The organism is Sphingobium sp. L-44, assembly GCF_056859495.1.
Map to the genome: position 1 here is coordinate 191,547 of NZ_JBSXOQ010000115.1, position 22,288 is coordinate 213,834.

Sequence of the window (22,288 nt, forward strand, 5' to 3'; positions counted from 1 at the left end):
CGAGCGGAGTTTCGATAATGGGTGACTATGCACGTGGGCGACTTGACCTCGATGACGAGGACCGGCTGCCCTGGCTGGAACCTGCGCTCGACGAGGCGGATGAGGAGCGGATTTCGCCCCTGCGCCTGCTGGGCCTCATCATCCTGGGGCTGGTGCTGATCGGCGCAGTGGTCGCCGGCATGTGGTGGCTGCAGAACCGCAATGGCGGTGGCGCGGGCGAGGGGCAACTGATCGCCGCGCCGCAGGGCGACTACAAGATCGCGGCCAAGGAAGCGGACGCCAAGAAGTTCCAGGGCGAGGGCGATGCCAGCTTCGCCGCGAGCGAGGGCGTGGCCCGCGATGGCCAGATCGACCCGAGCCGCGTGCCCGAGGCGCCGATCACCCCGACCGGCGCTGCCCCCGCAGGCACCAAGCCCGCTGTTCCGGCCAAGCCCGCGCAGAGCGTCACCGCCAAGGTCGAGGACGAGACCAGGGCCGCGCCCAAGGCAGCCGCGCCCAAGGCCGCCGGCAGCGGCGTCATCCAGTTGGGTGCCTATGGCAGCGCGTCGGGCGCCAAGGATGCCTGGGGCCGCCTGTCGAAGCGCTTTGCCTATCTGGCGCCGCTCGCCATGTCGGTCGAGCCGGCCGAAGTGGGCGGCAGCACCGTCTATCGCCTGCGCGCCAGCGCCGGCGGGCAGGCGGGCACCGTTTGCGGCAAGTTGAAGGTCGCGGGCGAAAGCTGCATCATCGTCAATTGACCCAAACAGGGCGCGGGCGTCGACAGCTCGCGCCTTAGTCATTAGCATCGGCGTCATGAAACCCGTCATCTTCGGCCTATCCGGCGAAACCCTGACCGCCGACGAGCGCGCCTTCTTTGCCGAGGCGCAGCCGGCCGGCTATATCTTGTTCAAGCGCAACATCGCCGATCGCGCGCAGGTGCGGGCGCTGACCGACGATCTGCGCGCGCTGCACGGGCGCGACGACCTGCTGATCATGATCGATCAGGAGGGCGGCCGGGTCGCGCGGATGCAGGCGCCGGTCTGGCCCAGCTTTCCTGCCGGCGCCGTGTTCGACCGCCTTTATGACATTGCGCCGTCCAGTGCGATCGCGGCGGCGCGGGCCAATGCGCGGGCTCTGGCGCTGATGCTGGCGGAGGTCGGTATCACGGTGGATGCGCTGCCGCTGCTCGACGTGCGGCAGGTGGGCGCGAGCGACATCATGGGCGACCGGACGCTGGGCGCCGAGCCGATGCGCGTCGCGGCGCTTGGCCGCGCCGTGATCGAAGGGCTGGCCGACGGCAATGTCGTGGGCATCGTCAAGCATATGCCTGGCCATGGCCGCGCGCTGGTCGACAGCCATCTGGAACTGCCGGTCGTCCATGCCGGGACGGAGGAACTGGAAACCGATCTGGCGCCGTTCCGCGCGCTCAAGGACGCACCGATGGGCATGACCGCCCATGTCGTCTACACCGCCTGGGATGCCGACCGGCCGGCCAGCCTGTCGCCGATCGTGATCGAGGAGATTATTCGCCAGCGTATCGGCTTTGACGGGCTGCTGATGTCCGACGATCTCGACATGAAGGCGCTCAAGGGTTCGATTCCCGAACTGGCCGCCGGGGTGGTCGCGGCCGGGTGCGACCTGGCGCTCAATTGCTGGGGACGGATGGACGATATGGTGGGGATCGCCAATCTGCTGCCGGAGATTACGCCGGCTGCGCGGGCACGGCTCGATCGGGCGATGGCGTCGGCCCATGTCGCCGACCTGCCGCCGTTCGAGGAATTGCTGGCGACCCGCGACACGTTGCTGGCGCTGGTTCCGGCCTGATCGCGGACGCGGGGGCGATGGACGATCTCTTCACCGCCCCGGCCGCGACGCCCGCCGAGGTCCTGACCGTCAGCTTCGAAAGCTGGGAGGGGCCGCTCGACCTGTTGCTGGCGCTGGCGCGGACGCAGAAGGTCGACCTGCGCGAAATCTCCATCCTGGCGCTGGTCGAGCAATATCTGGCCTATGTCGATGGCGCGCGGCAACTGAAGCTGGAACTGGCGGCCGACTATCTGGTGATGGCGGCCTGGCTGGCCTATCTCAAATCGGCGATGCTGCTGCCCAAGGAAGCGCAGCCCGAGCCCAGTCCGGAGGAAATGGCGCTGCGGCTGCAATTGCGGCTGCAACGGCTGCACGCCATGCGCGAGGCCGGCGCGCGGCTGATGGCCGGCGATCGAATCGGGCGCGACGTGTTCGTCCGCCCCCGGCCCGAAGGGCTGCACATGGTGCGGCGGGCGAAGTGGAGCGCCAGCCTTTATGATCTGATCCAGGCCTATGGCCAGATCCGCGCGCGTAACCAGCCGGTGGTGCATATGGTCGCGGTGCGGCCGGTAATGACCCTGGACGAGGCGATCCAGCGGGTGAGCGCGCTGGTCGGATCGGCGCTCGACTGGACGACGCTGGAATCCTTCCTGCCCGACGATCGCGACGGACCGATGGCGAAATCGGCGCTGGCCAGCAGCTTCGTGGCGATGCTGGAACTGGCCAAGCAGGGGCGGGTGGACATAAGGCAGGACGGAATATTCGAGCCGATCTATCTGCGGGCGGCGCTGTCGGGCGATCAATGGGAGCAGTTGCGGTGATCCGGGAGATGGATGATTTCGCGCGCGCGGTGGAGGCGGCCTTGTTCGCGTCGGAGGAACCGCTGACGCCCGCCGAACTGCGCGCCCATGTCGGCGATGGCGGCGACCTGCCCGCGACGCTGGCCGGGCTGGCGCAGGATTATGCCGGGCGCGGCGTTAATCTGGTCGAGCGGGGCGGGCGCTGGCATTTCCAGACGGCGGCCGACCTGGCGCATATCCTGCGGCGGGAACGGGATGAGACGCGCAAGCTGTCCCGCGCGGCGATGGAGACGCTGGCGATCATCGCCTATCATGAGCCGGTGAGCCGCGCGGAGATCGAGGCGATTCGCGGGGTTCAGGTGGCCAAGGGTACGCTGGATGTGCTGATGGAGGCCGGATGGGTGCGTCCGGTGGGGCGGCGCGAAGTGCCGGGTCGCCCGCTCATCTATGCGACCAGCGTAGAGTTTCTGTCACATTTTGGCCTTAGCAGCCGCCGGGACTTGCCGGGTCTGGACGATTTGCGGGCTGCGGGGTTGCTGGATCCGGTGGATTTGGCGCTGGAGGGTCTGGGCGGTCAATCCGTTCTGGAAAAGGATGAGGAAGAGGCCTAGAAAGGCCTCCTTTCAGGAGTATGTGAAAATGGGTTCTTTCTCGCTGATGCACTGGGTGATCGTGCTCCTGGTCGTCATGCTGCTGTTCGGTGGCGGCCGGATTTCCGGCCTGATGGGTGACGTGGCCAAGGGCATCAAGAGCTTCAAGAAGGGCATGGCCGACGACGAGGATGACGCGACGCCGGCAAAGCCCGCGACCCGGATCGAGGGTCATCGCGTGCCCGAACAGGATGCGCCGAGCGCAACCGAAGAAAAGACCAAGGCCTGATCTCTAACGCAGGCTGGTAGTCGCGCATGTTTGGCATCGATTCGACCGAATTTCTGGTGATCGTGATCATTGCGGTGATCGTGATCGGCCCGAAGGATCTTCCGCGCGCGCTCTACAAGGTGGGGCAGATCGTGGGGAAGGCCCAGGGCATGGCCCGGCATTTCCGCACCGGCATTGATGCCATGGTGCGGGAAGTCGAGCTGGAGGAACTGGAAAAGAAATGGGCCGAGCAGAATAAGCGCATCATGGCCGAGCATCCGCCCGAGACCCAGGTTCCCGAAACCCAGGTCATCGAGCATGCTTCGGCCAGCGATGCGCCTGCTGCTTCGGCTGTAGACGACAAGCCGCCTTATGTGGCGGAAGCGCCGGCGGCCCCCGCTGTCGATGCGCCGCCCTATGTGGCGGAGGCCGCGCCGCCGCCGGTGGCGGACAAGCCGCCCTATGTCGCCGAGGAGCCGGTGGCGCCCAAGCAGGGGGATGCCGCGGCATGATCGGCGAGATTGACGACAGCAAGGCGCCCTTGCTGGACCATCTGATCGAGCTGCGCAGCCGTTTGCTCAAATGCGTCTATGCGCTGTTCATCACCGGGGGGATCTGTTTCTATTTCTCCGAACAGCTCTTCGCCATCCTGGTCCATCCGCTCAAGGAAGCCTTTGGCGACGCCGGCGGCAAGCTGGTCTACACCAAGCTCTACGAAGCCTTTTTCGTGCAGATCAAGATCGCGGCCTTCGGCGCGTTCTGCCTGTCTTTCCCGATCATCGCCAACCAGCTCTGGGCGTTCGTCGCGCCGGGCCTGTATGCGAAGGAAAAGAAGGCGCTGCTGCCGTTCCTGATCGCCACGCCCTTCCTGTTCGCGCTGGGCGCGAGCCTGGCCTATTTCGTGGTGATGCCGACCGCCTTCCATTTCTTCCTGGGCTATCAGGGGAATGCAAGCGGGCTGCAGATCGAGGCGCTGCCGAGCGCGGACAGCTATCTGGGCCTGGTGATGCAGTTCATCCTGGCTTTCGGCATCTGTTTCCTGTTGCCGGTGTTGCTGATGCTGCTCAACCGGGCGGGCTTCGTGTCGCGTGACCAACTCAAGGGCATGCGCCGCTACATGATCGTCGGTGCCTTCATCCTGGCCGCGGTGCTGACCCCGCCGGATGTGGTGTCGCAGCTGATGCTCGCCATCCCGCTGCTGCTGCTCTACGAAATCACGCTGGTCGCGATCTGGTTCACCGATCGCAGCCAAGCGAAACGAGCCGCCGCAGAAGCAGCGGCAGAGGAAGCATCCGCATAAGAAAAGGCCCGCGAAACGCGGGCCTTTTTATGTGATCAGTTGGCCGACTTCTCGACGGCCTTGCCGGCGCTCTGCACGTCCCTGCCAGCGCCTTCCACCGTGTTGCAGGCGGATACCAGCAGCGAGCCGGTGAGCAGCAGGGCGGTGACGATTGTCTTGGTCATCGGTTTCTCCTTCCGAAATATCGGCCGATCGCATGGCAAGCCATATCGGTGACCGCTGGAGAACACGCCTGGACGGGAAGGGTTCCGCCGGCTGGCGCTGGTTCGACGACGAGGGAGGGTGGCCCGAAAAAGTCTGAGCCCGGAACGCGTCGGGGGGGGGATGATGCGTTCCGGGCTCATATTTTTTGGATAGCAAGAGCGGGGGGCAAAAGATTTGCTATCCGAAATGCAGAACGAGCGGCAAAGCGGGTGGTTCCCGATTTCCGCTCCTGATCGCGAATTTTAATTGCCCTTGTTTTCAGGCATTTCGCTGGTTGATTGGATATTAACCTAAAATAATCTCGCCAGGCGAGCGCAAAAAGATGGTGCGGTTCAACCGAGCGGCCGGCCGCTGTTGCGATATTCGGGACGGATCGTCGATTCCGGCAGATTGTCGATCGGCGCGGCAAGGGGCGCTGCGGGCGCGGGCTGCGTCGCCGGCGTGGAGGGCGCGACCGTCGGCAGGGGCACATAGGCGGTTGCCGGTCCCGCGCTCATCAGTTCGACGGGCGTCACCGGCTGGACCGGCCAGATCCGGCGGGCAGGGCCGGATATCAGTTCGCGCCCCGCATAGGCGTCGCCGAAGGCGGCGGGCGTGCCGTTGAAGCCCATGCCGCGATAGAAGATATGGGCGCCGATCACGGCAACCGGCTGTAGCGTGGCGGACCAGGCCGGGCGGACGGCCAGCGTATGATAATGGGTGGCAAGGCCCACCGGGGCATAGGCTTTGCCCGACAATGCCTGCTGGGCGATGCCGCGCGCGCGGACCCAGGCGACGGTGTTGGGGAGGCGGGCCATGGCGCCATCGCAGCTGAAGGTGAACTGGCAGTGGAAGTCGGTGCGTTCCGATCCCTGATAGACGACGCCGCAGACGCTGTTGGGCCAGAGCGGGCTGCGCACGCGGTTCAATACCACCTGTGCCACGGCGCGCTGGCCTTCCTCCGGCTCGTTCCCGGCTTCATAATAGATAGCCGATGTCAGGCAGTTGAGCGCGCGATAGCTGTCGGTCGCGGTGAGGCCGCGGAAGGTGGCGGCCGGCGCTGCCTTGACCTCGGCCAGGCCCATGACATGCGGGCTCTGGATGGTGAGTGCGCCGGGCGCCGGATCGAAGGCGCCCTCGGCATAGAAGAAGGCGGAGCCGGGGAAATTGGCGCCCGCCTGCTCGGCCGGGTCGGGGCCATGATGATCCTCGGCCAGCATGTCGAGCGGCGCGGCGGTGATGAGATGCGGCACGATCAGCACCGCAAGCGCCACCGCGCCCAGGCCGCCATGCCAGATCCATCGTTCCTGTTGTCGCGAAAGCCGCATCATCCAGCCGGTATCGAGCGGGCCTGATTGCCGCGCGGCCCTGGCCATAGCCGATTTTCCTTTCCAATTCCTCCACGGAATCGGGCCGACCCTGGATCGGGGGCGGGCGACCGGCGCGCAAAGCCGGGGCAAACCGGCTCTTTTCGTGATGCAGCATTCCCTTGCTTGGCAAGCACGTATCGGCTCCGCTATGCGGGGTGCATGCTGCTCCAGAAAGATAGCCTCGCCCTGATCGGTAATACCCCGATGGTGCGTCTCGCCGGTCCGTCCGAAGCCACCGGATGCGATATCTACGCCAAGTGCGAATTCGCCAATCCCGGCGCATCGGTGAAGGATCGCGCCGCCCTGTTCATCGTCAATGATGCCGAGGAGAAGGGGTTGCTGAAGCCCGGCGGCACGATCGTCGAGGGGACGGCCGGCAATACCGGCATCGGTCTGGCGCTGGTCGCCAATGCCAAGGGTTACAAGTCGATCATCGTCATGCCCGAGACGCAGAGCCGGGAAAAGATGGACACGCTGCGCGCGCTGGGCGCGGAACTGGTGACGGTGCCGGCGGCGCCCTATTCCAACCCCGGTCACTTCGTCCACACCTCGCGCCGCCTGGCAGAGGAGACGGAAGGGGCGATCTGGGCCAACCAGTTCGACAATATCGCCAATCGCAAGGCGCATATCGTCGGCACGGCCGAGGAAATCTGGACCCAGATGGAAGGCCGGATCGACGGCTTCATCTGTGCGGCGGGCACCGGCGGCACGATCGCGGGCGTGGGCCTGGGCCTCAAGGCGCATGACGAGAATATCGTCATCGCCCTCGCCGATCCCCATGGCGCGGCGCTCTATAATTATTACGCCCATGGCGAGTTGAAGGCGGAGGGCAATTCGGTCGCCGAAGGTATCGGCCAGGGGCGCATCACCGCCAATCTGGAAGGCGCGCCGATCGACACCCAGTTCCGCATTTCCGACGAGGAGGGGCTGGAGTGGGTCCGCCGCCTGCTGGCCGAGGAGGGGCTGTGCCTGGGCCTGTCGTCGGGCATCAATGTCGCGGGTGCCGTTGCGCTCGCGAAACAGCTCGGGCCGGGCAAGAAAATCGTGACAATCCTGTGCGATACCGGCTTCCGCTATCTGTCGACCCTCTACAACCGGCAGTGGCTCGAATCGAAGGGCTTGACGATATTCCCCTGGCTCGCGCACAATTGACGGGCCGACACGGGTCGCGGCGGCATAAAATAGAGCATGTTCATGGCTGATCATTCCCGCCGACAGGAGGGGTTGCAGCGCGTTCAGATAGGGCTGACCGGCCTGGCAGGCGTTGTCCTGCTGGTCGGACTGGCGAACATCGTCATCGACAAGGCGCGGGTGGACGATATTGCGTCCGCGCCGCCGGCCGTGCCGACGATCGACGTCAATGCCGCTGTCGCCGCCACCACGCCCAAGGAGCCGCTCGCCGAACTGGGCGTGCAACCCGCGCCGGAAATGGCGCCGATCGTCCCCGATCTGCAGCCCGATCCCAAGATCCGCAAGCCGATGGACCAGGAACCCACGCCGCAGACGCCCTGACGGGCGATGATGTCGTTCGTTCGCTTTCTTTCGCGACTGCTCACCCTGTTGCTGCCAGCGACGCTGATGCTGCTTGCCGGTTTGGCGGTTGCCTGGTGCACCGGGCAGGCAGACCCATGGTGCTGGGGCTGGCCGGCGATGCTGTTGCTCGTGCCAACGGGGTGGTGGCTGGCGCGGCGGGACTTTCTGCATGCGCTGTGGATGGGGCTGGGTGGCGCCGGGATGGTGCTGCTCTTCTGCGCCCTGGCTGCTGCACGCATGCCCGACCCCTGGGCCATGATCGGCTTGCTGCTGCTGGCGCTGGCGGCGGCCGGCGGTGGTGCGTTGCTGTGGCAGCGGCGCCGGCTGCCGGCATGTGTCGCATTGGCCGCGGCGCTGCTGTTGCTTGGCTTCGGGCCGGCCCGTCCCATTTCCTCCCAGCCTGATCGTCCGGTGCTCGCCGTCATCACCGCGCTGCCGCTCTTCTGGGAAGAGGGTGGGGCCGGGACAAGGCGGGACGCGCCGATCGTGACGCTGCTGCGCAGCCGGTTCGAGGTGCGGCCGATCGATGATGTGCGGGCACTGGCCGCATCCGGCGCGCCCGTCCTGCTGCTGGCGCAGCCCCGACCGATGACGCCGCAGGCGCTGGTCGCGCTTGACCGCTGGGTCAGGGATGGCGGCCGGTTGCTGCTGCTCACCGATCCGCACCTGCGCTGGCCCTCCGGTCTGCCGCTGGGCGACCGGCGCCGGGCGCCGATGGTCGGTACGCTTGGCCCCTTGCTGGCGCACTGGGGTGTGCGGGGCGGGGCGGTACGCGACCGGGAAATACGCCATTTTCTGCCCGATGGGCGGCTTTTGACGATGGCCGGGATGCAGCCCCTGTCATCGGGCGGACGGCAGGAGGTGGCTGTTCCGCTGCCGCTGCGGATCGGGCGCGGGGAGGTGCTGCTGCTGGGTGACGCGGACTTGATCGACGACCGGCTGTGGCTGGCCGATCCGGCGCGGCCGCTCGATCCGCGCGCCTGGAGCGCCGATACGCCGGCGCTGGTGGCGCAATGGCTGGGGGCGGAGATGCCGGATGGCCGTCGCTGGATGCGCGATGTCGCGGATGTCCGGCTGGGGCTGCGATCGGCGCTTCTGGCTGGGACAGGCTGGGCGATACTGGGTCTGATGCTGCTGCGCCGTCGTTCCGGGCGGAATGGCATGAGAACAAAAAGTGAAAATAAGCTGGTGAAAGGAGGAAAAAACGGTTAATCCCGTTTCTGACCGGCTTTTCCCAACTTCACCCAACATTTCCCTTTGCAGGCCGCCTCATGCTTGGTAGATATTCCAACATTGGGGTTAGTCAGGCTTTGCGAGAGTCTTGCGCCGGGATTCGAAAATGCGGTTCCGGCGACGGGAAGCCTGCGCCCTGCTTAAAAGGGGCGAATTTCCAGCGTGTCGGACGTCATTCTCTATTCGGGCAACGCGTTCAGCGTCGCGGACGGCAAGGGCCGTTTCGTGCTGCCCCTGGAGATGCGCCGCCAGGTGAAGCTGGCGAGCGGCGGCGAAAACCGTCTGTGTCTGTCGGTCCATATGGACAATGGCTGCGCCACCGGCTTCGGCCTGTCCCACAAGCTGTTCCTGTTCGAGGAAGTGAATGAGCTGGAGCGCGAGGCGCGCGCCGCCAATCGCTCGTTCAATGGTGATCTGGAGCGCGAGAATCGCCTGGGCACGATCGAGGACGTGAATTTCGACGAGGGTGGCCGCTTCTTCCTGCACCCCGATATCAAGGAAGAGGCCGGTATCACCGACGTCGTGTTCTTCTATGGCGTTGGCCGTTATTTCCAGATCTGGAAGCCCGAGGCGCTGGTCGAAAGCCCGGATCGCCCGGCGCTGATCCGCAACAAGGTGCGCCGCTGGCTGGAACAGCGCGCAGCGGAGGGCGGCAAGTGAGCGCCGCGCCGCATATCCCCGTCCTCCTGACCGAAGTGCTCGATGCGCTCGCCATTACCCCAGGCGAGCGACATGTCGACGGCACGTTCGGCGCGGGCGGCTATTCCAGCGCCATGGCGGCAGCTGGCGCGCAGGTCTTTGCCTTCGATCGCGACCCCGATGCGATCCGGGAAGGGCAGGCGCTGGCCGATGAAAAGGGTATCACGCTGATCCCCGGCGAATTTTCGCGGATGGAGGAGCTGCTGGCCGAGCGCGGCGTCGGTAGCGTGTCGGGCATCACGCTGGATATCGGCGTGTCGTCGATGCAACTCGACCGGCCCGAACGCGGCTTTTCCTTCCAGGCGGACGGCCCGCTCGACATGACGATGAGTCAGGGCGGCATGAGCGCGGCCGATTTCCTCAACACCGCCGCGGAAGAGGATATTGCCGACGTCATCTATCGCTATGGTGAGGAGCCGCGTTCGCGCCGTGTTGCCCGTGCGATCGTCGATGCGCGGCCGCTGGAGCGGACCGGGCAGCTTGCTGCCGTGGTGCGCCGGGCGCTGGGCTACAAGCCGCATGACAAGAAGGATCCATCGACCCGCACCTTCCAGGCGATCCGCATCCATGTGAATCGCGAACTGGAGGAACTGGAGCGCGCGCTCGAAGCGGCGGAAGCGCTGCTGGAGCCGGGCGGCCGCCTTGCGATCGTGACCTTCCACAGTCTGGAGGACCGCATCGTCAAGCAGTTCCTGCGCAAGCGCAGCGGCAGCGAGGCGGGCGGATCGCGCCACCTGCCCGAGAAGAAGGCCGAGGTCGCGCCTGCATTCGAAAAGCCCGCCAAGGCCGTCAAGCCCGGCGAAATCGAACTGGCGCGCAATCCGCGTGCCCGTTCCGCCACCCTGCGCAGCGCCGTGCGGACCGGCGCCCCTGTTGCCAATGCCCATCGGAGTGCCCGGCCATGATCGCGGTCAAGAGATTGCAGAGCCTGATCTGGGTGTTGCTGGTCGCGCTCGGCGCGCTCGGCGCCTATCTCGTCTCCTTGAAGGTCGCGACCGAGCGCAATGACGTGATGCGGGTGCGGATGCAGATCGCGCAGGCGCGCGGCGATATCCGCTATCTGGAAACCGAGTTCAGCGCGCGCGCCAGCATGCGCCAGCTGGAGCGGTGGAACCAGGACGACTTCATGTATGCGACGCCGACCGCCGGCCAGTATCTGGCGGGCGAACAGGCGCTGGCGCATCTGGATGGCGTCCAGCCCAATGGCCCGGACTATGTCGCACCGCCGGTGATGGTGGCGATGGTCGAGACGCCGGCCGATCTGCCGTCCGCGCCGCAGGCCGCGCCGGCCAGCCCCGCCGCCAGCCAGATCCGCAGCGATATCGCCGTGATCCGCGAGGCGCATGCCGCCGACAATGTCGAGAAGCTGGCCAAGCCCGCCGCGCCGGTGAAGCTGGCCGAACAGCGTGCCAAGGCCGACGCCGACGTGTCGCGGCCCAATCCGGTCGCGCGCCGGGCCGAGCGCATGGCGATGCTGGACGCCAAGCTGCTGGACGACAGCACCATGGGTGACCTCAGCGCCCGTGCGGCGCGCGAGCGAAAGGGAGGCCGCTAATGGCCACGATCATCGTCCAGCCGGGCGGCGCCCGTGCCGGGCGGCAGCGGGTCAACCTGACGGCGATCGCGCATAATCGCCTGATGTTGCTGTTGATCCTGTTCATGATGATCACGGCCGTGCTGATCCTGCGTCTGACCTGGGTCGGCATTTTCGCGAGCGGCAACGGCAATGGCGATGGATTGTCGGGCTTCACCCCGGCGCGCGCGGACATTGTCGACCGCAATGGCGTGCCGCTGGCGCGGACCATGGACGCCTATTCGATCGCGGTGCGCCCGTCCAAGCTGATCGGCGATCCCGACGAACTGGCGCGCAAGCTGCACGAAATCTTCCCGGACGAGTCCGAAGCGGTGTTCGCCAAGAAGCTGAGGGGGCGCGGCTGGGCCTATCTGCGCCGCCGTGCGCTGCCCGAGGAAGTGGCGGCGGTGAACGCGCTGGGCGAGATCGGCATCGAATTTCCGCGCGAAAAGGAGCGCCTCTATCCCCAGCGCACGCTGGCCGCGCATATTCTCGGCTTTGCGCCCAATGCCGAGGGCAAGGGCGGCATGGGCGTGGAGGCGGCATTCAACGATCGGATGATCGACCCGGCACAGCGCAGCCGGCCCTTTGCCATGTCGATCGACAGCCGGGTGCAGGGCGCGCTGGAAAGCGAGCTGTATGCCCAGCTGGTCCAGACGCGGGCCAAGGGCGCCGGCGGCATCATCCTGGACGTCAATACCGGCGAAGTGATCGCCATGGCATCGATCCCGGTGTTCGATCCCAACAAGCTGCAAAATTATGCCGGCAAGCGCTGCTCCGAATCGCCGCTCTGCAACCATATGGTGCAGGCCCGCTACGAACTGGGTTCGGCGTTCAAGCCGCTGTCGATCGCGGCGGCCATGGATGCGGGCGTCGTGACATCGATGAGCAAGCGCTATGACGCGACCGCGCCGCTGGCCGTTGGCGGCTTCCGCATCAAGGACGACCACTCGCTTGGCCGCTGGATCAACGTGCCGGAAATCCTGGTCCACAGCTCCAACATCGGCACCGCCCGGATCGCCGACGAAATGGGCGCCGCGCCGTTGCAGAAGCTGTTCCGCAGCCTGGATTTCGACCAGCGCGCGCCGATCGAGTTCAATGAGCGTGCCGGTGGCCTGTGGCCGACCAACTGGGGCCGGATCACCAGCATGACCACCTCTTACGGCCATGGCATCGCGGTGACGCCGCTGCATCTGGCGGCGGCCTATGCCGCGCTGGTCAATGGCGGCATCTGGCGCCCGGCGACGATCCGCAAGCTCAAGGCCGACGAAGTGCCCGAGGGGCGCCGCGTCTTTTCGGCCGCGACCAGCGCGCGCATGCGCCAGCTGTTGCGGATGATCGTGTCGGCGGGTACAGGGCGTAGCGCCGACGCCAAGGGATTCCGGGTGGGCGGCAAGACGGGTTCCGCTGAAAAGCCCCAGGAAGGGCGCTACAACAAGACTTCGCTGGTGACGACTTTCGCTTCCGCCTTCCCGATGGACAATCCTCGCTATGTGGTTCTCGTCACGATGGACGAGGCGACGGGCCAATATGGCCTGCGTACCGCTGCATGGACGGCGGCGCCGGTGGTGAAGCGGGTGGTGGAGCGCACCGGGCCGATGCTTGGGGTGATGCCGGACGAGCGGCGGGACGTGGATATTTCGGATTTGATGCCGCTGTTGCACGGCGACAAGGAGACAGAGTGATGCGCCTCGGGTCGCTAATCGAGGAGCTGGGCGTCGAGGTCGATGGCAACACCGGCCTCGACACGTCCGTGACGGGTTTTGCCATCGACAATCGCAAGGTCGCGCCGGGCACCATCTTCGGTGCCTTTCAGGGCCTGCGCGTCAATGGCGAGGATTTTATTGCCGATGCGGTGAAGGCGGGAGCGGTGGCCATCGTCGCCCGGCCGGAGGCGAAGGTCGAGGGCGCGGTGCATATCGCCGACGCCAATCCCCGCCGCCTGTTCGCGCAACTGGCCGCGCGCTATTTCGCGCCATTCCCGGATGTGACCGTCGCCGTCACCGGCACCAATGGCAAGACCAGCACGGTCGAACTGGCGCGCCAGCTGTGGCGCATGCTGGGCCACAAGTCGGCCTCGATCGGGACGCTGGGCGTCACCACCTCGGTCGATCAGGTGTCGACCGGCCTCACCACGCCGGACATCGTCACCTTCCTTGCCAACATGTCGGGCCTCAAGCGCGAGGGTATCACCCATGCCGCGTTCGAGGCGTCGAGCCATGGCCTCGACCAGTATCGCACTGAGGGGCTGCCGGTTGCGGCCGGCGCCTTCACCAACCTGTCGCGCGATCATCTCGATTATCATGGCGACATGGACAGCTATTTCGACGCCAAGATGCGCCTGTTCGACGAAGTCGTGGGCGATGGCGGCGCGGCCGTGATCTGGGCCGACGATGAATGGTCGGACAAGGCGATCGAGCGAGCTACGAAGCGGGGGCTTCGTGTGCTGAGCGTCGGGGTGCAGGGGCAGGCATTGCGTCTTGCCAACCGCACCCCGACCCAGTTGGGCCAGACGCTGGAAATCGAAGCCGATGGCAAGCTCTACAAGGTCAATCTGCCGCTGATCGGTGCCTATCAGGCGGCCAATGCGCTGACGGCGGCCGGTCTGGTCATCGCGACCGGCGGCGATACCGCCAAGGTGCTGGAATTGCTGGGCCGGGTCCAGCCGGTGCGCGGCCGCCTGGAACGCGCGGTCATCAGCAAGGCGGGCGCGCCCGTCTATGTCGACTATGCCCATACGCCCGACGGCCTGCGCGCCGCGATCGAGGCACTGCGTCCCCATACCCGTGGCAAGCTGATCGCGCTGTTCGGCGCGGGCGGTGATCGCGATGCGGGCAAGCGCCCGCTGATGGGCAAGGTCGCGGCTGATCTGGCCGATCATGTCATCGTGACCGACGACAATCCCCGTTCGGAAGAACCCTCCGCAATCCGCGCCGCCGTGATGGCGGGCGCGCCGGGGGCGGAGGAAATTGGCGGGCGCCGCGCGGCGATCGCCGCCGCCATCGGTCAGGCAGGGGGCGACGATATCGTCCTGCTCGCCGGCAAGGGGCATGAGCAGGGGCAGATCATCGGCGACCGGGTGCTACCCTTTGACGATGTCACCGTGGCACGGGAGTGCGCGGGTTGAGCGATCTTTGGACCTCGGCCGAGATCGCAGACGCTACGGGCGGCGCCGTGTCGGCGCCGTTCGCCGTTTCTGGCGTCGCCTTCGACAGTCGCGAGGTGGGCGCGGGCGACCTGTTCGTCGCGATGAAGGGCGAAACGACCGACGGCCACAAATTCATCGACAAGGCCTTTGCCCAGGGCGCGGCCGGCGCGATCGTCAGCGAGCCGGTCGATTATCCCCATGTGCTGGTGGCCGACAGTGCCGCCGCGCTGGAGGCGCTGGGCCGTGCATCGCGCAAGCGCAGCAACGCGAAGATCATCGGCGTGACCGGCTCGGTCGGCAAGACCGGCACCAAGGAAGCGCTGTTCCATGCCCTTGAACGGGCCTGTCCGGGCGGCGTCCATCGGTCGGTCAAAAGCTATAACAACCATGTCGGCGTGCCGCTGAGCCTGGCGCGGATGCCGCGCGATGCGGCCTATGGCGTGTTCGAAATGGGCATGAACCATGCCGGCGAACTGGCTGCGCTGACGCGGCAGGTGCGCCCGAACGTGGCGATCGTCACCGCCATCGCGCCGGCCCATATCGAATTTTTCGGGACCGAGGAAAAGATCGCCGAAGCCAAGGCCGAGATTTTCGAAGGTCTGGAGCCGGGCGGCATCGCTGTCATTCCCTATGACAGCCCGCATGTCGCGACCCTCTATGGCAAGGCGGAGCGCCATGCCGATCATATCCTGACCTTTGGCTTCAGCCCGGAGGCGGATATTTTCGTGCGCGATACCGTGCCGGCGCCGGGTGGCGGCACGCTGGTGACCGCCGCGCTGCCGGGGGTGGAACTGTGCTTCACCGTCGGCGCGCCGGGCGACCATTGGGTGTCCAATTCGCTCGCCGTGCTGGCCGCGGTCGAGGCGCTGGGCGGCGATCTGGCCGCTGCGGGCCTTGCGCTGGCGGAAATGCCGGGTCTGCCCGGACGCGGCGCGCGCCGCATCCTGCCGGTGGCGGGTGGCGAGGCGCTGCTGATCGACGAAAGCTATAACGCTAACCCCTTGAGCATGGCCGCGACGCTCAAGCAATTGGGGCGCGAGCAGGCCGACCGCCGCATCGCCGTGCTGGGCGGCATGCGCGAACTGGGCAGCCGCAGTACCGAACTGCACGCCGCACTCTCGCAACCGTTGAGCGAGAATGGCGTCGACTATGCGATATTGGTGGGCGAGGAGATGGCGCCGCTGGCCGACGCGCTGGGTGGCCTCGTCGCCTTCGACCATGTGCCGGACGCCGCGTCGGCCACCGATCTGATCAACAAGGAAATGCGTGCGGGTGACGCGATCCTGGTCAAGGGCTCCAATGGCATCGGGCTGTCCCGCCTGGTCGCCGCCCTTGGCGATGCCGCCCGCGACGGAGATAAAGACTGATGCTGTACTGGCTTGCCCAGACCCTGGATTTTGTGGGGGCCTTCAACCTCATCCGCTACCTGTCCTTCCGGGCGGGCGCAGCGATCGCGACCGCGCTGATCATCGGCCTCGTCATTGGCCCCAAGTTCATCGGCTGGCTGCGCGTGCGCCAGGGCAAGGGGCAGCCGATCCGCAGCGACGGGCCGCAGAGCCATCTGGCCAAGCGCGGCACGCCGACCATGGGCGGCCTGATGATCCTGACCTCCATGGTCGTATCGGTGCTGCTGTGGATGGACTTGTCCTCCACCTATGTGTGGGCCTGTCTGTTCGTGACCCTGGGTTTCGGCGCGATCGGCTTCCTCGACGATTATGACAAGGTGACCAAGGCCAGCCACAAGGGGCTGTCGGCCAAGATGCGCCTGGCCTTCGAGTTCCTGATCGCCGGTTTCGCCGCCTGGATGATCGTCAACCAGCATGGCAATACCGCGCTCTATGTGCCCTTCTACAATGGGCCTGCGATCGAGCTTGGGCCTTTCTATTTCCTGTTCGCCGCCTTCGTCATCGTCGCCTTCGGCAATGCGGTGAACCTGACCGACGGGCTCGATGGCCTTGCGACCATGCCCGTCATCATCGCCTGCATGGCGTTCATGGCGATCGTCTATCTGGTCGGCCGCGCGGACTTCGCCACCTATCTGGGCATCCCGCATGTGCCGGGCGCGGGCAACCTCACCATATTGTGTGGCGCGATCATCGGCGCGGGGCTGGCCTTCCTCTGGTTCAACGCGCCGCCCGCCGCGGTCTTCATGGGCGATACCGGCAGTCTGGCGCTGGGTGGCACGATTGGCGTGATCGCGGTCACCGCCCATCATGAAATCGTTCTGGGCGTCGTCGGCGGCCTGTTCGTGGTCGAGGCACTGTCGGTCATCATCCAGGTCTTCTTCTACAAGCGGACCGGCAAGCGCGTGTTCAAGATGGCGCCGATCCACCATCATTTCGAACAGCTTGGCTGGGCCGAACCGACCGTGGTGATCCGCTTCTGGATCATCTCCTTCGTGCTGGCGCTCGCCGGCCTCGCCACGCTGAAGCTGAGGTAAGCGGATGATCGTTTCGCAGGCCTTCAAGGGGAAGACCTACGCCGTATTGGGGCTGGCCCGTTCGGGGCTGGCCACGGTCGAGACGCTCGTCGCCAGCGGCGCGCGCGTCGTCGCCTGGGACAGTCGCGAGGAAGCGCGGGCGGCGGTCGCCGACAAGGCGGAGCTGGGCGACCCGATGGAGATCGACCTGGCCGGCTTCGACGGCATCGTTGTGTCGCCGGGCGTGCCGCTCAACAAGCATCCGATCGCGATGCGCGCGAAGATCGCCGGTGTGCCGATCATCGGCGACATCGAACTGTTCGCCCTCGCCCGGCCGACGCTACCGCCGCACAAGGTCGTCGGCATCACCGGCACCAACGGCAAGTCGACCACGACCGCGCTGATCCATCACATCATCGAGCAGGCCGGCTTCCCGGCGCGGATGGGCGGCAATATCGGCCTGCCGATCCTGGGCCAGGAGCCGCTGGAGCCGAACCTGCACGGCATGGGCGTCTATGTGCTGGAATTGTCGAGCTATCAGATCGACCTTACCCACAGCCTCGACTGCGATGTCGCCGTGCTGCTCAACATCACGCCCGACCATCTTGATCGCTATAATGGCTTTGCCGGCTATGTCGCGTCGAAGGCGCGGTTGTTCGCCATGCAATCGGCCGACCATGTCGCGGTGATCGCGACCGAGGATGAGCCGAGCCGTGGCATCGCCGCATCGGCCCCGGCGCAGCTGCGCGAAGTGAAGGCCGCCGATATCGATCCGGAGGCTCAGCTTGGCTGGCCGTCGCTGCAGGGGCCGCACAATGCCCAGAATGCCGCCGTCGCGATCGCGGTCGGCCGGGCATTGGGCATCGACGACGCGACCATCATGGCCGCGCTCGCCAGCTATGCCAGCCTGCCGCACCGGATGCAGGCGGTGGGCACGCATAATGGCGTGCTCTACGTCAATGACAGCAAGGCGACCAATGCCGCCTCGACCGCGCCGGCGCTGGGCGCCTGGCCGGCCAGGGATGGCAAGCCGCGCATCCACTGGATTTTGGGCGGCGTCGCCAAGTCCGACAATCTGGATGAATGCGCGCCTTATTATGGCAATATCGCCCATGCCTACACCATCGGTGAGGCGGGCCACATGTTTGCCGACCTGTTGCGGCCACACATGGCGGTCGATGACAGCGAGATGCTGAGCGCCGCGGTCCGTCGCGCCGCGCGCATCGCCCAGCCGGGCGATGTCGTGCTGCTGTCGCCGGCCTGCGCCAGTTTCGACCAGTTCCGGGATTTCGAGGCGCGCGGCGATGCCTTTGCCGCGGCCGTGAACGCGCTGGAATAGAACGCACTGGAATAGGCAGGGCGATCGGGGGCAACGGGATGGATAGCGAGGGACGTAAGGGCATGTTCAGGGCGGGCGAACTGGTGAAGGGCTTCAAGACCCGCACCGTGCCGCGCGAGCGTACCGCGCTGGCCATCTGGTTCTGGGAAATCGACCGGGTGCTGCTGTCGCTGATCGTCGCGCTGATGGCGATCGGGCTGGTCGCCGTGGCCGCCGCATCGCCGGTGGCCGCGATCGACCGCTCGACCGCGCAGGTGGCGGTCAATCCGTTGATCTATTTCTACCGCCAGCTGATGTGGGTGTTCATCGGCCTGCCGATCATGCTGGTCATCTCCATGCTGCCGCGGCCGCAGGCGCGGCGACTGGCGATCTTCCTGGCCGTCTTCTTTTTCCTGATGCTGCTGTTCGTGCCGTTGCTCGGCTCCACCGTGAACGGTGCCAAGCGCTGGATTGACCTGCCGGGCTTCCGCTTTCAGCCCTCGGAATTTCTGAAGCCCGTCTATGTCGTGACGCTGGCCTGGCTGCTGTCGCTGCGCGCCAAGGACCAGAGCCTGCCGGTGATGCCGCTCACGGGCGCGATGACGCTGCTGATCGCGGCGATCCTGATGAAGCAGCCGGATTTTGGCCAGACGGTCATCTTCCTTGCCTGCTGGGGCGTGCTGCTGATGCTCTCGGGCCTCGAAATGCGCTGGATCGCCATGCTGGGCGGCCTGGCGCTGGCGGGGCTGGTCGCGGTCTACATGTTCTATGAAAATGGCCGGCAGCGCATCAACGACTTCCTGGGCATCGGTGTCCAGATGGATACCGGCCCGGACCAGACGGACCTGGCCTTCCGCACCATCACCCATGGCGGCTTCACCGGCGTCGGGCCGGGCGGCGGCCAGAACAAGTTCCGCCTGCCCGAAGCCCATACCGACTATATCTTCTCGGTGATCGGCGAGGAGTTCGGCCTGCTCGCCTGCATCGCCATCGCCTGCGTCTATCTGGCGATCGTCGTGCGCGTGCTGCTGCGCCTGCTGGACGAGGAGGATAATTTCACCATCCTCGCCGCAGCCGGCCTCACCACCCAGTTCGGGCTGCAGGCGATCATCAATATGGGCGTCAATGCGCAGATTTTTCCGTCAAAGGGCATGACGCTGCCCTTTATCAGCTACGGTGGCTCCTCTATGCTCGCGCTTTGTATCGGCGTCGGCCTGCTGCTCGCATTCACGCGGCGCAACCCCTTCATGGGTCGGCACACGGTCGTCAAATGGAGTGGTCGATGAGCATTTCCCGTCACTTCGTCCTCGCCGCCGGCGGGACGGGTGGTCATATGATTCCCGCGCATGCGGTGGCCGAGGAGCTGATGGCGCGCGGCCATCATGTCGCCCTCGTCACCGATGAGCGGGGCGCCAAGATCCCCGGCATCTTCGACAAGGCACAGGTCCATGTCATGCCGGCGGGCCGCATGACCAAGAATCCGGCGAGCTGGCCTGGCGCCCTGAAGGCGATCCTGGCCGGGCGCGCGATGGCCCGGCGGCTCAACGACACGTTCAAGCCGACCGCCGTGGTCGGCTTTGGCGGTTATCCCGCCATGCCTGCTTTGCTGGGCGCGCTGGCCGACGGCATCCCGACCGCGATCCATGAACAGAATGCGGTGCTGGGCCGGGTCAACCGCCTGCTTGCCGGCCGGGTCGATGCCATCGCCACCGCCTATCCGGTGGTCGAGCGGCTCAAGGACAAATATGCTGGCAAGGTGCATCTGGTTGGCAATCCCGTGCGCGAGGAAGTGAAGGCGCTGCGCGACGAGGAATTTCCCGCGCTGACCGACGAAAGCGTGTTCCGCGTGCTGGTGATCGGCGGCAGCCAGGGCGCGAGCATCCTGTCGAGCGTTGTGCCCGAAGGGCTGTCGATGCTGCCGATCGCGCTGCGCCGCCGCCTTCAGGTGACGCAGCAGTGCCGCGCCGAGGATATCGAGCGGGTCCGCGCTACCTATGCCGAGATGGAGATTCCGGCCGATCTCGCCACCTATTTCAACGATGTGCCCGAAAAGCTGGGCTGGTCGCACCTGATGATCGCGCGGGCAGGGGCATCGACCCTGGCCGAGCTGACCTGTGCCGGCCGCCCCGCCATTCTGGTGCCGCTGCCCAGCGCCATGGACGATCACCAGACCGCCAATGCGCGCGAGATGACCGAGGCCGGTGGCGCCCGCACCATCCCCCAGTCGCGCTTCACCGCGGTGGAACTGGCCAAGCAGATGCAGAAGATGGCGCTGGAACCCGGCGCCCTGCAAAATGCTGCCAAGCGCGCCCGCGCCTGTGGCCGCCCGGATGCGGCGCGCGACATGGCCGACCTGCTCGAAAGCATCGGCCCCGCGCCGATCATGAATGACCCGCTTCGCGTCGGCCCCACGCCGACCACGCTCAATCTCCAGGGAGTTCCCGCATGAAGGGTGTCGGCACCGACATCGGCACGATCCATTTCATCGGCATTGGCGGCATCGGCATGTCCGGTATCGCCGAAGTCATGCATAATCTGGGTTACAAGGTTCAAGGATCCGACGTCGCCGAAGGCTATGTCGTGGAAGGGCTGCGCGCCAAGGGCATCAAGGTGATGATCGGTCACAAGGCCGAAAATCTGGGGGATGCCGCCGTGGTCGTCACCTCGACCGCGATCAAGCGCGGCAATCCGGAAGTCGAACTGGCGCTGGAAAATCGCGTGCCGGTGATCCGCCGCGCCGAAATGCTGGCGGAACTGATGCGCCTCAAATCCACGGTCGCCATCGCCGGCACCCATGGCAAGACCACGACCACCTCGATGGTCGCGGCGCTGCTGGATGCGGGCGGGGTCGATCCGACCGTCATCAACGGCGGCATCATCAACAGCTATGGCTCCAACGCGCGCCTGGGCAACAGCGACTGGATGGTCGTGGAGGCCGACGAAAGCGACGGCAGCTTCCTGCGCCTCGACGGCACGATCGCGGTCGTGACCAATATCGATCCCGAACATCTCGACCATTATGGCAGCTTCGACGCGGTGAAGGACGCCTTTGTCGAGTTTGTCGAGAATGTGCCCTTCTACGGCGCGGCGATGCTCTGCCTCGACCATCCCGAGGTGCAGGCCATCCTGCCGCGCGTGCAGGACCGCCGTATCGTCACCTATGGCTTCTCCGCCCAGGCCGATATTCGCGGCGAGAATGTCCAGCCGGTGCCCGGCGGCAATCGCTTCGACGTCCAGATCCGCGAACGTGACGGCGCGACCCGCCGGATCGAGGGGATCGAACTGCCGATGCCCGGCCGCCACAATGTGCTGAACGCCATGGCCGCGATCGGCGTGGCGCTGCAGATGGGCATTGACGACGCGACCATCCAGACCGGCTTTGCCAAGTTCGGCGGGGTGAAGCGCCGCTTCACCAAGGTCGGCGAGATCCCTGCTGGTGCAGGCGTCGCCACCGTCATCGACGATTATGGCCACCATCCGGTCGAGATCAAGGCGGTGCTCGCCGCCGCCCGCGAAGGCGCCAAGGGCCGGGTGATCGCCGTGGTCCAGCCGCATCGCTTCACCCGCCTGCGCGACCTGATGGATGATTTCCAGCAGGCCTTCAACGACGCCGACATCGTCTATGCCGCCCCGGTCTATACCGCCGGCGAGCAGCCGATCGAGGATGTCGACAGCGCAGCGCTGGTCGCCGGGCTCAAGCGTCGCGGCCATCGCAACGCCGCCACCATCGCCGACGCGGACGATCTTGCCCGCGTCATCGCCGCCGATGTCCAGGCCGACGACATGATCATCTGCCTGGGGGCCGGCGACATCACCAAATGGGCGGCGGGCCTCTCCGCTGCGGTCACCGCCAAGGTCAAGGAAACCGCCTGATGTTCGAGCTCTTCAATGTCGGCCTCGAAATGCAGAAGCGCATGATCGACATGCAGATGCAGGGCGTGGAGGTCGCGCGCGACATGGTCGAGGCGGCGCAGAAGCAGGTGCAGACCGGCATGGCTGCGCATCAGGCCGGCGAGGCGGGCATGAAGGCGATGAAGAGCTGGATGAATCTCTGGGGCGTGCGAGGTTGACG

The 22,288-nt window shown here is 66.1% G+C and carries 24 protein-coding genes; 22 read left to right on the forward strand and 2 right to left on the reverse strand.

The annotated features are described in order from the left end of the window. Nucleotides 1-17 precede the first annotated feature (17 nt). Genes AC13EK_RS20025 through tatC form a run of 7 tightly spaced genes read left to right on the forward strand, consistent with a single transcriptional unit; the run spans nucleotide 18 to nucleotide 4,740 of the window. Nucleotides 18-737: an SPOR domain-containing protein gene (locus tag AC13EK_RS20025; RefSeq protein ID WP_004207980.1), complete on the forward strand. Its 720-nt coding sequence runs from the start codon at nucleotides 18-20 to the stop codon at nucleotides 735-737. A gap of 55 nt (nucleotides 738-792) precedes the next feature. Then, nucleotides 793-1,803 carry a beta-N-acetylhexosaminidase gene (gene nagZ, locus AC13EK_RS20030; RefSeq protein WP_069336266.1) on the forward strand — a complete coding sequence of 337 codons (1,011 nt, stop codon included), beginning with the start codon at nucleotides 793-795 and terminating at the stop codon, nucleotides 1,801-1,803. 17 nt (nucleotides 1,804-1,820) lie between these two features. Beyond that, the gene (locus AC13EK_RS20035; protein ID WP_004207978.1) at nucleotides 1,821-2,603 is read left to right on the forward strand and encodes a segregation and condensation protein A; all 783 of its coding nucleotides are present in this window, start codon (nucleotides 1,821-1,823) and stop codon (nucleotides 2,601-2,603) included. An 8-nt stretch (nucleotides 2,604-2,611) separates the two neighbouring features. Continuing rightward, nucleotides 2,612-3,193: an SMC-Scp complex subunit ScpB gene (gene scpB, locus AC13EK_RS20040; protein ID WP_010336265.1), complete on the forward strand. Its 582-nt coding sequence runs from the start codon at nucleotides 2,612-2,614 to the stop codon at nucleotides 3,191-3,193. Nucleotides 3,194-3,221: 28 nt separating this feature from the next. Further along, nucleotides 3,222-3,461: a twin-arginine translocase TatA/TatE family subunit gene (locus AC13EK_RS20045; protein ID WP_004207976.1), complete on the forward strand. Its 240-nt coding sequence runs from the start codon at nucleotides 3,222-3,224 to the stop codon at nucleotides 3,459-3,461. Between the two features lie 26 nt (nucleotides 3,462-3,487). Then, nucleotides 3,488-3,952, forward strand: a complete 465-nt coding sequence (locus tag AC13EK_RS20050) for a twin-arginine translocase TatA/TatE family subunit (RefSeq protein WP_069336264.1) — start codon at nucleotides 3,488-3,490, stop codon at nucleotides 3,950-3,952. Beyond that, nucleotides 3,949-4,740, forward strand: coding sequence for a twin-arginine translocase subunit TatC (tatC, locus tag AC13EK_RS20055; RefSeq protein WP_037510477.1), 792 nt, complete (start codon nucleotides 3,949-3,951; stop codon nucleotides 4,738-4,740). Before AC13EK_RS20050 ends, tatC begins: the two co-directional genes overlap by 4 nt. Before the next feature lie 35 nt (nucleotides 4,741-4,775). On the opposite strand, the gene AC13EK_RS20060 is transcribed toward tatC, so the two are convergent. Together AC13EK_RS20060 and AC13EK_RS20065 are read right to left on the reverse strand one after the other, a co-directional pair. Next, complete coding sequence (locus tag AC13EK_RS20060; protein ID WP_004207973.1) at nucleotides 4,776-4,904, reverse strand: entericidin A/B family lipoprotein; 129 nt, start codon at nucleotides 4,902-4,904, stop codon at nucleotides 4,776-4,778. Between the two features lie 372 nt (nucleotides 4,905-5,276). After that, nucleotides 5,277-6,254, reverse strand: coding sequence for a cell wall hydrolase (locus tag AC13EK_RS20065; protein ID WP_069336265.1), 978 nt, complete (start codon nucleotides 6,252-6,254; stop codon nucleotides 5,277-5,279). 198 nt (nucleotides 6,255-6,452) lie between these two features. On the opposite strand from AC13EK_RS20065, the gene AC13EK_RS20070 reads away from it, so the two are divergent. The 15 genes from AC13EK_RS20070 (at nucleotide 6,453) to AC13EK_RS20140 (ending at nucleotide 22,286) form a co-directional block, all read left to right on the forward strand. Continuing rightward, on the forward strand, nucleotides 6,453-7,445 hold the full coding sequence (locus AC13EK_RS20070; protein ID WP_069336263.1) for a cysteine synthase A: 993 nt from the start codon (nucleotides 6,453-6,455) through the stop codon (nucleotides 7,443-7,445). Nucleotides 7,446-7,487: 42 nt separating this feature from the next. Further along, a complete protein-coding gene (locus tag AC13EK_RS20075; RefSeq protein ID WP_004207970.1) occupies nucleotides 7,488-7,805 on the forward strand; it encodes a hypothetical protein in 318 nt (105 codons plus the stop codon). A gap of 6 nt (nucleotides 7,806-7,811) precedes the next feature. After that, nucleotides 7,812-9,038: a Gldg family protein gene (locus AC13EK_RS20080; RefSeq protein WP_069336262.1), complete on the forward strand. Its 1,227-nt coding sequence runs from the start codon at nucleotides 7,812-7,814 to the stop codon at nucleotides 9,036-9,038. Nucleotides 9,039-9,221: 183 nt separating this feature from the next. Next, entirely contained in the window at nucleotides 9,222-9,719 is a 498-nt protein-coding gene (locus AC13EK_RS20085) for a division/cell wall cluster transcriptional repressor MraZ (protein WP_069336261.1), read from the forward strand. After that, nucleotides 9,716-10,663, forward strand: coding sequence for a 16S rRNA (cytosine(1402)-N(4))-methyltransferase RsmH (rsmH, locus tag AC13EK_RS20090; protein ID WP_069336260.1), 948 nt, complete (start codon nucleotides 9,716-9,718; stop codon nucleotides 10,661-10,663). The genes AC13EK_RS20085 and rsmH overlap by 4 nt, the downstream gene beginning before the upstream one ends. Then, the gene (locus tag AC13EK_RS20095) at nucleotides 10,660-11,313 is read left to right on the forward strand and encodes a hypothetical protein (RefSeq protein ID WP_004207966.1); all 654 of its coding nucleotides are present in this window, start codon (nucleotides 10,660-10,662) and stop codon (nucleotides 11,311-11,313) included. The genes rsmH and AC13EK_RS20095 overlap by 4 nt, the downstream gene beginning before the upstream one ends. Then, nucleotides 11,313-13,016, forward strand: a complete 1,704-nt coding sequence (locus tag AC13EK_RS20100; RefSeq protein ID WP_004207965.1) for a peptidoglycan D,D-transpeptidase FtsI family protein — start codon at nucleotides 11,313-11,315, stop codon at nucleotides 13,014-13,016. The genes AC13EK_RS20095 and AC13EK_RS20100 overlap by 1 nt, the downstream gene beginning before the upstream one ends. Then, nucleotides 13,016-14,458: a UDP-N-acetylmuramoyl-L-alanyl-D-glutamate--2,6-diaminopimelate ligase gene (locus AC13EK_RS20105; protein ID WP_069336259.1), complete on the forward strand. Its 1,443-nt coding sequence runs from the start codon at nucleotides 13,016-13,018 to the stop codon at nucleotides 14,456-14,458. The genes AC13EK_RS20100 and AC13EK_RS20105 overlap by 1 nt, the downstream gene beginning before the upstream one ends. Then, nucleotides 14,455-15,846 carry a UDP-N-acetylmuramoyl-tripeptide--D-alanyl-D-alanine ligase gene (locus AC13EK_RS20110; RefSeq protein WP_483022368.1) on the forward strand — a complete coding sequence of 464 codons (1,392 nt, stop codon included), beginning with the start codon at nucleotides 14,455-14,457 and terminating at the stop codon, nucleotides 15,844-15,846. The genes AC13EK_RS20105 and AC13EK_RS20110 overlap by 4 nt, the downstream gene beginning before the upstream one ends. Beyond that, a complete protein-coding gene (gene mraY / locus AC13EK_RS20115; protein ID WP_069336257.1) occupies nucleotides 15,846-16,919 on the forward strand; it encodes a phospho-N-acetylmuramoyl-pentapeptide-transferase in 1,074 nt (357 codons plus the stop codon). Before AC13EK_RS20110 ends, mraY begins: the two co-directional genes overlap by 1 nt. Before the next feature lie 4 nt (nucleotides 16,920-16,923). After that, nucleotides 16,924-18,237 carry a UDP-N-acetylmuramoyl-L-alanine--D-glutamate ligase gene (murD, locus tag AC13EK_RS20120; RefSeq protein ID WP_069336256.1) on the forward strand — a complete coding sequence of 438 codons (1,314 nt, stop codon included), beginning with the start codon at nucleotides 16,924-16,926 and terminating at the stop codon, nucleotides 18,235-18,237. 62 nt (nucleotides 18,238-18,299) lie between these two features. Continuing rightward, nucleotides 18,300-19,502 carry an FtsW/RodA/SpoVE family cell cycle protein gene (locus AC13EK_RS20125; protein WP_010336276.1) on the forward strand — a complete coding sequence of 401 codons (1,203 nt, stop codon included), beginning with the start codon at nucleotides 18,300-18,302 and terminating at the stop codon, nucleotides 19,500-19,502. After that, nucleotides 19,499-20,665: an undecaprenyldiphospho-muramoylpentapeptide beta-N-acetylglucosaminyltransferase gene (gene murG, locus AC13EK_RS20130; RefSeq protein ID WP_004207959.1), complete on the forward strand. Its 1,167-nt coding sequence runs from the start codon at nucleotides 19,499-19,501 to the stop codon at nucleotides 20,663-20,665. The genes AC13EK_RS20125 and murG overlap by 4 nt, the downstream gene beginning before the upstream one ends. Continuing rightward, nucleotides 20,662-22,089 carry a UDP-N-acetylmuramate--L-alanine ligase gene (gene murC, locus AC13EK_RS20135; protein WP_069336255.1) on the forward strand — a complete coding sequence of 476 codons (1,428 nt, stop codon included), beginning with the start codon at nucleotides 20,662-20,664 and terminating at the stop codon, nucleotides 22,087-22,089. Before murG ends, murC begins: the two co-directional genes overlap by 4 nt. Next, nucleotides 22,089-22,286: a hypothetical protein gene (locus tag AC13EK_RS20140; RefSeq protein ID WP_004207957.1), complete on the forward strand. Its 198-nt coding sequence runs from the start codon at nucleotides 22,089-22,091 to the stop codon at nucleotides 22,284-22,286. Before murC ends, AC13EK_RS20140 begins: the two co-directional genes overlap by 1 nt. Nucleotides 22,287-22,288 lie beyond the last annotated feature (2 nt).